The organism is Aphanothece microscopica RSMan92, assembly GCF_046613545.2.
In the GTDB taxonomy this organism is placed as follows: Bacteria; Cyanobacteriota; Cyanobacteriia; order PCC-6307; family Cyanobiaceae; genus NIES-981.
The window spans coordinates 1-12044 of record NZ_JBKKKY020000073.1; the positions used below are offsets into that span (position 1 = coordinate 1).

12 protein-coding genes are annotated in these 12044 nt (G+C 68.6%); 11 read left to right on the forward strand and 1 reads right to left on the reverse strand.

The window, feature by feature from the left end; genetic code table 11:
• Positions 1–293 precede the first annotated feature (293 nt).
• Positions 294–1112, forward strand: a complete 819-nt coding sequence (locus ACLD7X_RS14355; protein ID WP_412007056.1) for a hypothetical protein — start codon at positions 294–296, stop codon at positions 1110–1112.
• Positions 1113–1217: 105 nt separating this feature from the next.
• Here the strand turns inward: ACLD7X_RS14355 and rdgB are convergent, their stop codons facing one another.
• The gene (gene rdgB / locus ACLD7X_RS14360; protein WP_412007057.1) at positions 1218–1796 is read right to left on the reverse strand and encodes an RdgB/HAM1 family non-canonical purine NTP pyrophosphatase; all 579 of its coding nucleotides are present in this window, start codon (positions 1794–1796) and stop codon (positions 1218–1220) included.
• Between the two features lie 459 nt (positions 1797–2255).
• Between rdgB and csoS1 (ACLD7X_RS14365) the strand changes: the two genes are divergently transcribed.
• From csoS1 (ACLD7X_RS14365) to ACLD7X_RS14410, 10 genes are all read left to right on the forward strand, one after another.
• Complete coding sequence (gene csoS1 / locus ACLD7X_RS14365; protein ID WP_006909739.1) at positions 2256–2570, forward strand: alpha-carboxysome major shell protein CsoS1; 315 nt, start codon at positions 2256–2258, stop codon at positions 2568–2570.
• A 63-nt stretch (positions 2571–2633) separates the two neighbouring features.
• The gene (locus ACLD7X_RS14370) at positions 2634–4046 is read left to right on the forward strand and encodes a form I ribulose bisphosphate carboxylase large subunit (RefSeq protein ID WP_411424343.1); all 1413 of its coding nucleotides are present in this window, start codon (positions 2634–2636) and stop codon (positions 4044–4046) included.
• A gap of 97 nt (positions 4047–4143) precedes the next feature.
• Positions 4144–4485, forward strand: coding sequence for a ribulose bisphosphate carboxylase small subunit (locus ACLD7X_RS14375; protein WP_411424344.1), 342 nt, complete (start codon positions 4144–4146; stop codon positions 4483–4485).
• 206 nt (positions 4486–4691) lie between these two features.
• A complete protein-coding gene (csoS2, locus tag ACLD7X_RS14380) occupies positions 4692–7142 on the forward strand; it encodes an alpha-carboxysome scaffolding protein CsoS2 (protein WP_411424345.1) in 2451 nt (816 codons plus the stop codon).
• A 7-nt stretch (positions 7143–7149) separates the two neighbouring features.
• Positions 7150–8892: a carboxysome shell carbonic anhydrase gene (locus ACLD7X_RS14385; RefSeq protein ID WP_412007058.1), complete on the forward strand. Its 1743-nt coding sequence runs from the start codon at positions 7150–7152 to the stop codon at positions 8890–8892.
• Position 8893: 1 nt separating this feature from the next.
• Positions 8894–9190 (forward strand): alpha-carboxysome shell vertex protein CsoS4, encoded by a 297-nt coding sequence (gene csoS4, locus ACLD7X_RS14390; protein ID WP_411424347.1) that lies wholly within the window; start codon positions 8894–8896, stop codon positions 9188–9190.
• Between the two features lie 8 nt (positions 9191–9198).
• Positions 9199–9441 carry a carboxysome peptide B gene (locus tag ACLD7X_RS14395; RefSeq protein WP_412007059.1) on the forward strand — a complete coding sequence of 81 codons (243 nt, stop codon included), beginning with the start codon at positions 9199–9201 and terminating at the stop codon, positions 9439–9441.
• A 79-nt stretch (positions 9442–9520) separates the two neighbouring features.
• On the forward strand, positions 9521–10159 hold the full coding sequence (csoS1, locus tag ACLD7X_RS14400) for an alpha-carboxysome major shell protein CsoS1 (protein ID WP_425625269.1): 639 nt from the start codon (positions 9521–9523) through the stop codon (positions 10157–10159).
• 14 nt (positions 10160–10173) lie between these two features.
• The gene (locus ACLD7X_RS14405) at positions 10174–10632 is read left to right on the forward strand and encodes a ferritin-like domain-containing protein (RefSeq protein WP_412007060.1); all 459 of its coding nucleotides are present in this window, start codon (positions 10174–10176) and stop codon (positions 10630–10632) included.
• 94 nt (positions 10633–10726) lie between these two features.
• A partial coding sequence (locus ACLD7X_RS14410) for a proton-conducting transporter transmembrane domain-containing protein (RefSeq protein WP_411424350.1) occupies positions 10727–12044 on the forward strand: 1318 nt, incomplete at its 3' end.

Here is a 12044-nt window from a genome sequence, read left to right on the forward strand (position 1 = left end):
CCCGGACGGTATCGGCTTCCGGGAGGCGGGCAAGCCCCTGGCAGGCCAGCCTCCCGGCCCTGCCAGGGGGCGGTGAGGGTAAAGTCAGCCCCACCGAGGCTCCAGGTGGCCGACAGGGCGCACCCCGGTCCCGAGCGGCTGGCTCAAGCGCCCCAAGCTCCAGCCCAACGCCGTCGGTTGCCCGGAAGCGTTCTGCAACCGCCCGCCCTGCCGACGAACCCAGCCCGGCCCCTTCAGTCCTCTCCCTCCACCCCTCTTCCCTCCACCACCGTCTGAGGAGTTCTGCCCTCCTGATGCCCTCCAGCCCGCTCAATCCAGACGATCGGGCCTTTCGGCAGCGGCGGACCTCCCGCATGGATGGGATTGCCACGGGCGCAGGACGCCTGATCACCGGCACGGCGGTGGATCCGGACAGCTCCGGGGCGAGCTGTGTGATCACCACCGACAGTGAGGGCACCCGGCTGGCACGCCAGTCCAGCCACGTGCAGTCGATCGAGCTGCGCACCTACGTCTTTCTCGACTCCCTGCAGCCCCAGCTGGCCGCCTACATGGGAACGGTGAGCCAGGGGTTCCTGCCGATTCCCGGGGACGCCTGCCTGTGGCTGGAAGTCTCCCCCGGCATGGCCGTGCATCGGGTGACCGACATCGCCCTCAAGGCGAGCACCGTGCGCCTCGGCCAGATGATCGTGGAGCGGGCCTTCGGGTCGCTGGCCCTCTACCACCGCGACCAGAGCAACGTGCTCCACTCCGGTGATGTGGTGCTCGAGGCCATCGCCAGCAGCGTCGAACAGCGCAGCCGCTGCGAAGTGAGCTGGACGGAGATCATCCGAGCGATCACGCCCGACCACGCGGTGCTGATCAACCGCCAGAACCGGCGCGGTTCGATGATCCAGGCCGGGATGAGCATGTTCATCCTGGAGACCGAACCGGCGGGCTACGTGCTGATCGCCGCCAACGAGGCCGAGAAGGCCTCCAACATCACCGTGGTCGACGTGAAGGCCGTCGGAGCCTTTGGCCGCCTCACCCTGGCGGGCCGGGAGGGGGACGTGGAGGAGGCGGCGGCGGCGGCCATGCGGGCCATCCACCACATCAACGCGTCGGCCAAGGGCTGAGAAGGGGCACCAACCCAGCGGCCGGCGGGGGCAGGAAGGGCCCCGGGAGCCCCAAGCAAGCGCTCAGGGGAGTCTCAAGCAAGCAAAAGCCCCCAGGGGAACTCTTCAGGCGACACCTAGTAGGGCCAGGAGCTCGGGGGCGAGCTGGCGGGCCGCCTTGCCTCGGCTGCCCAGCTTGCTCTTGAGGTGGTCCGGCATTTCGGCGTAGGAGCAGCCCGCCTCCCGCACGTAGAAGATTGCGTCGTAACCGGCGCCGTGCCCCTGGGGGCGCCGCAGGATCAGGCCGCGGCAGATCCCCTCGGACTCCAGAACGGTCTGCCCGGAGGGATCCGCCAGGGCCATGGCCGAACGGAAACTGGCCCCGCGGTAGAGGCTGTCGCCGAGTTCGTGGAGCAGCCGCTGGATCCGCTGGGCGTCGGTGGGGGCGTACCGAGCCGAATACAGACCTGGAGCCCCGCCAAGGGCATCCACCTCGATGCCGGAATCGTCGGCCAGGGCCCAGTGCCCGGTGCGTCGGGCTGCGGCCTCGGCCTTGAGCCGGGCATTGGCCGCGTAGGTGCTGCCCGTCTCCTCGACCGCCAGGTCACGGGGCTGGCTGACCACCTCGAGAGCGAGGCTGTCGAGCATGGCGCCGATCTGGGCGACCTTGTGGGGGTTGCCACTGGCGATCACCAGGGTCGGCAAGGGCAGGCAGGGCTCGCGACGGGCATTGTGTCGCAGCAGGGTTCCCGATCCGGAGGACCGCCGTCTGCGGGCAGCGGCACCCAGGCGAGGGGAGGGCTCGGTCGACGTTGAAGTGGGTCGGCGATCGGGGCTACCGAAAGGGGTGGAACCGGCCGGGTTGAACATTCCACCCCCAGGAGAAACTCCAGGGGTGCCGGTTCCGCGGCAAGGGTAGGGAGAACGGCGGACGGCCTCCACGACCCGGGCAGCCGCATCACCAAGCCCTGACAAGCAGGCCAAACGCCGGCCAGCACTGGAACGCCAAGCAAAAGCTAACGAAATGTGTTGCTCTGATCAGCTTCGCTTATCAGCGACGATGCAAACGGTGATGACCCAGCCGGGCCCAATCGCTTGACGGGGGGTTTCGCGACGGAGCATGGTTACCTCCGAACATTCCACCCCCTCCTCCAGGAGCAGGTAATGGCTAACGAAACCATGGGCATCGCCCTCGGCATGATCGAAACCCGCGGTCTGGTGCCCGCCATCGAAGCGGCGGACGCCATGACCAAGGCCGCCGAAGTGCGTCTGATCGCCCGCGAGTTCGTCGGCGGCGGCTACGTGACGGTGATGGTGCGCGGCGAGACCGGCGCTGTCAACGCTGCCGTCCGTGCTGGTGCCGACGCCTGCGAGCGGGTCGGTGACGGCCTGGTCGCCGCCCACATCATTGCCCGCCCCCACCGCGAAGTGGAGCCTGCTCTGAGCGGCAGCGCCGGTTTCGTGGGTTCCAAGGACTGAGGCCGATGAGCGCCTGAGGCGTTCCCCTCGTCTTTCCCTTACCGACCCAACCGGAGAATCTCCATGAGCAAGAAGTACGACGCCGGGGTCAAGGAGTACCGCGACACGTATTGGACTCCTGACTACGTCCCCCTCGACACCGACCTGCTGGCCTGCTTCAAGTGCACCGGCCAGGAAGGTGTGCCCAAGGAAGAAGTGGCTGCCGCCGTGGCCGCTGAATCTTCCACCGGCACCTGGTCCACCGTGTGGTCCGAGCTCCTCACCGACCTCGATTTCTACAAGGGCCGCTGCTACCGCATCGAAGACGTGCCCGGCGACAAGGAGTCGTTCTACGCCTTCATCGCCTACCCCCTCGACCTGTTTGAAGAGGGTTCCGTCACCAACGTGCTGACCTCCCTGGTCGGCAACGTGTTCGGCTTCAAGGCCCTGCGCCACCTGCGCCTGGAAGACATCCGCTTCCCGCTGGCCTTCATCAAGACCTGCATGGGTCCCCCGAACGGCATCCAGGTCGAGCGCGACCGGATGAACAAGTACGGCCGTCCCCTGCTGGGCTGCACCATCAAGCCGAAGCTCGGCCTGAGCGGCAAGAACTACGGCCGGGTGGTCTACGAATGCCTGCGTGGTGGTCTCGACTTCACCAAGGACGACGAGAACATCAACTCCCAGCCCTTCCAGCGCTGGCAGAACCGCTTCGAATTCGTGGCGGAAGCTGTGCAGCTGGCTCAGGAAGAAACCGGCGAGAAGAAGGGGCACTACCTCAACTGCACCGCCGCCACTCCTGAGGAGATGTACGAGCGGGCCGAGTTCGCCAAGGAACTGGGCCAGCCGATCATCATGCACGACTACATCACCGGTGGCTTCACGGCCAACACCGGCCTGGCGAAGTGGTGCCGCAAGAACGGCATGCTGCTCCACATCCACCGCGCCATGCACGCGGTGATCGACCGCCATCCCAAGCACGGCATCCACTTCCGGGTGCTGGCCAAGTGCCTGCGCCTCTCCGGTGGTGACCAGCTCCACACCGGCACCGTGGTGGGCAAGCTGGAAGGCGACCGCCAGACCACGCTCGGTTTCATCGACCAGCTGCGTGAATCGTTCGTGCCCGAAGACCGCAGCCGCGGCAACTTCTTCGATCAGGACTGGGCTTCGATGCCCGGCGTGTTCGCCGTGGCCTCCGGCGGCATCCACGTGTGGCACATGCCGGCCCTGGTGGCGATCTTCGGCGACGACTCGGTGCTCCAGTTCGGTGGTGGTACCCACGGTCACCCCTGGGGTTCGGCCGCTGGTGCTGCCGCCAACCGGGTGGCCCTGGAGGCCTGCGTCAAGGCCCGCAACGCCGGCCGTGAAATCGAGAAGGAGAGCCGCGACATCCTGATGGAAGCCGCCAAGCACAGCCCCGAGCTGGCGATCGCTCTCGAAACCTGGAAGGAAATCAAGTTCGAGTTCGACACCGTCGACAAGCTCGACGTCCAGTGATCGTGCACTGAGGGGATCGGCAGGAGGGCCTTGGCTCACCTGCCTCCCCACGTGATCGGCAACAGCCTTCATCCATCCCATCCATCTCAGGATCCCCATGCCCTTCAAGAGCACCGTGGGTGACTACCAAACAGTCGCCACCCTGGAGACCTTCGGCTTCCTCCCGCCGATGACCCAGGACGAGATCTATGACCAGATCGCCTACATCATTGCCCAGGGCTGGAGCCCGCTGATCGAGCACGTGCACCCCAGCCGCGCCATGGCGACCTACTGGTCGTACTGGAAGCTGCCCTTCTTCGGTGAGAAGGATCTCGGCGTGATCGTGAACGAACTCGAGGCCTGCCACCGCGCCTACCCCGACCACCACGTGCGCTTGGTGGGCTACGACGCCTACACCCAGAGCCAGGGTGCCTGCTTCGTGGTGTTCGAGGGCCGCTGAGCCCTTTCGGATCATCACCACCGGCGGTTCCTGAATCTTCCGGAACCGCTCCCCTCCCCCCGCAGGTCTGACCCCCTGGCGGTGAGCCAATCCGCTCACAGCCAGGGTTTCAGGCACTCCGAATCACGAACGCCCACAGACGTCATCTGTCGGCATCGCCTCAGGAACTGCGGCCTAACCACAGCGACCTTCGACGACGGGCGGACATGGCCAGCACATCCAGCCGGGAAGCAGCACTCGAGCGCCGCCGGGCTCTCACCAACGGCGGCAAGAAAGCCGCAGGCCGGTTCATCTCGAGCCCGAGCCGGGTGCGCACCGCCGCTGATGTGCGCCTGAGCCGCCCTGCTGGCGAGCCCACCGCCACCGCCGCCGCCGCTTCCTCAGCCACCACTGCCTCCGCCGCAGCCAGCCCCCCGGCCGCCGCGTCGCGAAGCCGCAGCAGCCTGAGCCTCAGCGCCCCATCCCCGAATCACCGCAGCGAGCCCAAGCGCGTGATCAACCGCAGCCGCGAGCTCGTGCTGGCACGCCGAGAAGCTCTCACCCAGAAGGGCAAGCGGGCTGACACCTCCCGCGACCGAACCCGCACCGACCTGGGCCGTGCGGTCACACGGGGCACCGGCTCCAGCGAGGCAGCCGCCACCCCCGCCAGCTCCGACAAGCCCTGCGGCTGCAAGGACCGTGAACGTGAAACCCCTTCCGCAGGCCGCAGGGCCAGCCGGGGCGACACGCTCAGCCTCAGCCTTGGGGACGCCCGCGGCGCCGCAGGCCGCAGCCAGGCAGGCCAGCGTCCGACCCATCGGAAGGTGCAGGCTCAACACAACCCCAGCCGGTCGCTGGTGCTGGCCCGCCGTGAGGCCCTCTCCAAGCGCGGCAAGTCCGCCAACGCCCCCACCAACACCACGGCCGCCTCGGTGGCGCGTCAGGGCAATCCCGACATCAGCACCCGCGATCTCGCCCGGAAGGTGCGGGAGCTCAAGGCCAAGGTGGGCAGCGCCGGATCCAGCCGCAGCGGCTGCAGCCGCCCCAGCGGCCCGAACCGCCATGGCGCCCGCCAGGCCGCAGCCGCCGATGCCCACTGGAAGGTGGGCACCAGTGAAACCAGTGCCGGTCAGGTGGTGACGGGCACCCAGGCGAACCGCTCGCCCAAGACCACGGGCAACGAGGCCGCCACCTGCCGCGCCATCACCGGCACGGAGTATCTGGGTGCCGAGGTGTTCCAGACCTTCTGCCAGAGCGAAGCCCCCAAACTCCAGCCCGCCAAGGTGCGTGTCACCGCCACCAGCCACGGCAACCGGGTCACCGGCAATGAGGTGGGACGCTCCGAGAAGGTGACGGGGGATGAGCCCGGTACCTGCAAGAACGTCACCGGTACCGAGTACGTGTCCGCCAACCAGTCGGCGAGCTACTGCGGCGGCACCAACCCAGCCCCCCGCAAGGTGGGTCGCAGCCAGACACTGGGCGGCCAACCCGTGTCCGGTGTGATGGTGGGCCGCTCCGAGCGGGTCACCGGCGACGAGCCGGGGTCCGGTCTCCAGCTCACGGGTGACCAGTACCTCGGGGCCGAACCGCCGGCCCCCGGTCGGGCCCCCACCAAGGTGGCCAGTCTCCAGACCCTGCGCGGCACAGGTATCACCGGAACCCATGTGGGCCGGAGCGAGCGGGTGACCGGCGATGAACCGGGCAGCTGCCGTCTGATCACCGGCGATGAGTACATCGGAACACAGCAGTACGCCGGCTTCTGCGGCACCAAGCCCCAGCCTGAAGCCCCCAAGGTGGGCTTCAGCATCACCAACCGGGCCCAGGTGGTGAGCGGCACCCGCACCGGCCGCAGCGACAAGGTGACCGGTGACGAGCCAGGCACCTGCAAGGCCGTGACCGGCACCCCCTACGCCGGCCTCGAGCAGGCCTCGGACCACTGCCCCACGCCCGCGGTGCGCAGCATCCGGGAGCGCACGCCGGTACGTGGCTCCAACCGCATGAGTGGCATCCAGCCCGGCATCGGCGGTGTGATGACCGGAGCCGAGCGCGGCGCCTGTGAAGCCGTCACCGGAACGCCCTATGTGGGGGCCGACCAGCAGGCCGCCGCCTGTGGCGCCGCCGGTGCCGGCGACGCCGATTTCCCCCAGCCGCTCGAGAGTGCGCCCTGGCAGCAGTTCAGTGTTCAGTCCCCCGCTCGCGCAGCGCAGATCGCCCGCCAGTCGAGATCCGGAGTCACCGGCAACAGCTACGAGCAGGGGGGGAGGATCACCGGCCCTTTTGACATGGCCGGTGACAAGGTGACCGGCACCGAGCAGTTCCGTTTCGATCGCCGCGGCCCTCAGCTCTCCCGCGGTCCCATCCAGACCAGCGTCATGTCCCCGGCGCCGGTGAGCGTCGATGAAGACGCCAGGCCCACCTCACGGGTCACGGGCGAAGGCATTTCAGCCGGCCTCAAGATCACCGGGGATGACTGGGACCGCGGCGAACGGGTCACCGGCACCGAAGGCAGTTCCGCCCGTCGTCGCAACCCCACCCGCGTGGGCCCGATGAGCGCGATGCCCGGCTACCAGCCCAAGCGCAACGAAGAGGTACCCGAACCGGTGAGCCGCGTCACCGGCTCCAGCGGCAACACCCAGGCCGGTTCCCTGATCACGGTCTCCGGCGGCGCACGAGGCTGATCAGCCCATGCCCCGTCGCACCCGAACCACCGCTCCCCAGCCGCTGGCCCCCACGGCACCGCGTCGCCGCCCGGTGATGGCCGAGGCCCAACCCGGCCCCGTCGATCCGGTCGGTGCCGCAGATCTCTCCGCAGCCGGCCCCGTGCTGCGAGGAACCCGAGCCCGGGCCGCCATGCAGGCGGCGATTCAGTCGGAGCGCTCCTTGAGCGCACCCGGAGCCCGGCCGATGGGTCGCCGCCGGGTGCTGCGGAGCGCGGCCGTGGCCCGACGCGACGAGCCAGGCACCCCGTCGCGGGCCGCAGCGTCCGCACCCCGGCAGCAGAGCCTGGCTGGGGCCGATGGCGGTGACCACCCCCTCACCGACAGCCGCGGCAACCTGGCCCTCCAGGCCTACGACACGGCTGTCAAGGACGCCTTCGATCGCATCGTCCCGGTGCTGAAGCATCTCTCGGCGGTGCAGCACGAGGATGACTTCGTCACCAAGGCCCAGGAGATCGCCCGGCGCGAGCTCGGGTTCGATCTGCCCCTGCCGATCCTGGAAACGGCCTGGGTCAGCCAGCTCGACATGCGCACCCTGTTCGCCTGGTGCGTCTTCCAGACCTACGAGCAGGTGAGCCAGGGCTTCTTCTGCCAGGACCCGCTCGAGGGTCAACCCGGCAGCCCCTCGGCCGAAGCGTTCAACAGCTTCCTGCTCGCCTGCGGGTTCCACCTGCTGGACATCACCCCCTGCGCCGATGGCCGCCTGGCCCATGCCATCGCCTTCTCCTTGCGACTGCCCTTCAGCTCGGTGCGCCGCCGGCCCCATGCCGGTGCGCTGTTCGATGTGGAGAACACCGTCAACCGCTGGGTCAAGACCGAACACCTCCGCTACCGCGAGGCCCAGCCCAACCCGGCCCACGCCGACACCCGCTACCTCAAGGTGGTGCTGTACCACTTCAGCTCCCGTGATCCCCAGCACGAGGGCTGTGCGGCCCATGGCAGCAACGACGCCCTGGCAGCCTCCTGCGGCCTGAGCCGACTGCAGGATTTCCAGCAGGCGGTGGAGAACAGCTTCTGCTGCGGCGCCTCGGTGGATCTCCTGCTGATCGGCATCGACACCGACACGGATGCGATCCGGGTCCACGTGCCCGGCATGGACGGCAGCACCAACCTGGAGCGCTGGCTCGATGCCCAGGAGGTCTATGCCACCACCCGCCGGCTCGGCGCCGCCGAGGCGCGCGAGCGGATCACCGAGATGGTGCGGCAGGCGGCGGCTTCCGCACCGGATCCGGGCATGGTGACGCTGGTGGCCCGGCTGCTCGAGCACAACCTCTCCCAGATCGACTACGTGCGCCGGTTCCATGGCGGCTCCTACAGCGATGCGGGCCATGCGGAGCGGTTCATCGGTGTGGGCATCGGCTTCAAGGAGATCCACCTGCGCAATCTCACCTACTTCGCCTACATGGACACCGTGGAGGAGGGGGCAGCCGACCTCGACGTGGGGGTGAAGATCTTCACCGGCCTCAATGTCTCCCGCGGCCTGCCGGTCCCGGTGGTGGTGCGCTTCGATTACCACGGCCAGGTGCCCGGCGCCCGCGAACGGGCCGTGCGCCACTGCCAGCGGGTCCAGGCGGCGATCGAGAACCGCTACGCCGAGCTGTTCCAGCAGGGCCTGCTCCATGCCCTGCTCACCGTGCGGGACCAGGATCGCCACACCCCGCCCGAAGCGGTAGGTTCCACGATCACCTTCGCGACCGGAGGAGGGCACTGAGATGCTGATCTGCAAGGTGGTGAAGCCGCTGGTCTCGACCAACCGGATCCCGGACTTCGAACACAAGCATCTGCAGGTCGTGCTGGATGGCAGCACCCAGAAGGTGGCCGTCGATGCCGTGGGCTGCATCCCGGGCGACTGGGTCATCTGTGTGGGAAGCTCGGCCGCCAGGGAAGCGGCGGGCAGCAAGTCCTATCCCAGTGATCTGACCATCGTGGGAATCATCGACCACTGGGATCCCGACGCCGGCAAGCAGGTTCCACCGTCCCAGAGCCCCAGGGCCGGAGGTGGCAGCTGATGGAGATCATGCAGGTCACCGGCTCCCTGATCTGCACCCAGCGGGTCAGCGGCCTGATGCACTGGAACCTCAGGGTTCTGCGCAGTGTCAAGGGCAAACTGAGCGTCGCGGTCGACCCGGTCGGAGCTTCACCCGGCAACTGGGTGTTCACCGCCAGTGGGTCCGCCGCCCGCTTCGCCTGCGGTGACCCTGAAACCCACACCGATCTCACCATCGGAGGAATCATCGATTTCTGGGAACCCGATGGCTGACTGACCCCCTCCCAGCTGGTCGCTCCCGTTGCCCTCCAGCTCTCCCCAGTCACCCTTCCCGTCCCCTTCGCGAACCGCCATGGCCACACCCACACCCAGCTCCAGCGCCAAGGCCACCGCTGCAGCGGCAGGCGCCGCGCCCCCACCGCCGGCCACCACGCCGGCCCCACCGCCGGCCAGCGCCGCAGCGGCCACGCCAGCACCAGCAGCCATTCCGGCCCCGGCGCCCGCCAAGGCCCTTCCGGCCTCCAGCACTGCCCGCAGCAGCAGTTCCAGCCGCCCGACACGCACCACCACCCGCCGCTCGTCTGCGACACCCCGTGCCAGCGGGGCCTCCGCCGGTCGGTCCAGCCGTTCTGGCTCAGGCTCAGGCTCCAACCGTCCTCCCTCCAACACCGCCCCCACCTCCATGGCCCCTTCCGTACACGGCATCGCCCTCGGCATGATCGAAACCCGGGGCCTGGTGCCGGCCATCGAGGCGGCTGACGCCATGACCAAGGCAGCGGAAGTCACCCTGGTGGCCCGGGAGTTCGTGGGCGGCGGTTACGTGACCGTGCTCGTGCGGGGCGAGACCGGCGCGGTCAACGCCGCGGTGCGCGCCGGCGCCGACGCCTGTGAACGGGTGGGCGACGGGCTGGTGGCCGCCCACATCATTGCCCGCCCCCACACCGAAGTGGAGCCTGCGATCCGCGGCACTGACGCCACCCGTCGCCTGTGATCCCCATGGACGCCGTGCATCCGCGCGTCCTGGGTTATCTGGGCCGCGCCCTGAGCCTTGAACTCTCCGCGGTCCAGCAGTACATGACCCAGGCCTCCCTGCTGGAGCTCTGGGGAGACACCGAGTCAGCCGGCCGTTTCCGCGAGGAGACCGTCGAGGAGATGCGCCATGCCGAACAGCTGGTGCAGCGGATGCTGACCCTGGGGGTGGCTCCGGCCGCCTCCCAGCTGAAGCCCGTGGCCCATGCCCGTGATCTGGCGGGCCTGCTGCGCCACGACGCCGTGCTGGAAGCGGAGCTGATCAATCATTACGCCGAGGCGGTCCGGTTCTGTCTGCTGATCGGCGACAGCGAGAATGAGTCCTTCTTCCGCACCCTCTGGACTGAGGAACAGCACCATGGCGAGGAGCTCGAGGCCTGGCTCCGCAGCCTCCAGAGCCAGGCCTACCGCGTTCTGGAACGCGCCACCTTCTAGGTCCCGGTGCCGCTGATGGCGCCTTCCGGCCGGCCCCGCCGCTCGCCAGCACCTCGGAAGCACCTCGGACCCTGAGGATTCCCCTCCCACGCCGTTGCACGCCCCCCTGCCCCTTCCCGTTCAGCTGGCCTGGCTGATCCCCCTCTACGGGTTCAGTGGGATGGCGCTGTCGCTGCCCTGGGCCAGCGGCTGGATCAAGCGCAATGGGCCGCGGCCGGCGGCCTACCTCAACATTCTCGTCACCCTGCTGGCCGTGCTGCACGGCAGCGTGGTGGCCCGGATGGTCCAGTTGCAGGGCCCTGCCCACCTGAGCATCCCCTGGTTCACGGCGGGGGATCTCCACCTGGCCATCGGCATCGATCTCTCGCTCACCAACCTGGCTGCCCTGGAGCTGGTCACGCTGATGAGCCTGATCGCCCAGGTGTTCGCCCTGGGCTATCTCGACAAGGAGTGGGCCCTGGCCCGCTTCTACGCCCTGGTCGGATTCTTCGAGGGGGCCCTCTCCGGTGTGGTGCTGAGCAGCAACCTGTTCATGAGCTATTTCCTGCTGGAGATGCTCACCCTCTCCACCTACCTGCTGGTGGGCTTCTGGTACGCCCAGCCCCTGGTGGTGACGGCGGCACGGGATGCGTTCCTGACCAAGCGCGTGGGGGATGTGCTGCTGCTGATGGGGGTGGTGGCCCTCTCCGCCTGGGCGGGCTCGATGGAGTTCACCGACCTGTACAGCTGGGCGGCCGAAGCCCGGGCCACGGGCGGCATCACCCCCCTGGCGGGCACGCTGGTGGGCCTGGGACTGATCGCCGGTCCGATGGGCAAGTGCGCCCAGTTCCCCATGCACCTCTGGCTCGATGAGGCCATGGAGGGTCCGAACCCCGCCTCGATCCTGCGCAATTCGGTGGTGGTCACCGCCGGCGCCCTGGTGCTGCTCAAACTGATGCCGCTGCTGCAGCTCTCGCCGGTCGCCACCGACGTGCTGCTGGCGGTGGGCACGATCAGCGCGATCGCCGGGGCGCTGGTGGCCCTGGCCCAGGTCGATCTGAAACGGGCCTTCTCCTACTCCACCACCTCCTACCTGGGGCTGGTGTTCATCGCCATCGCCCTCCAGCAGCCCGGCATCGCCGTGCTGCTGCTGTTCTCCCATGGCCTGGCCAAGGCGCTCCTGTTCATGAGCGTGGGCAGCGTGATCTCCGCCACGAACTGCCAGGACCTCACCGAGCTGGGGGGGATCGGAACCCGCATGCCGGCCACCTGCAGTGCCTACCTGGTCGCCTCGGCCGGTCTGGTGGGCCTGCTGCCGCTCGGTTGCTTCTGGTGCTATGGCCTTGGGGTCCAGGCCCTGCTGGCGAGTGCCGCTCCGTTCGCCGGCGTGCTGCTGCTCACCAATCTGCTCACGGCCTTGAACCTCACCCGGG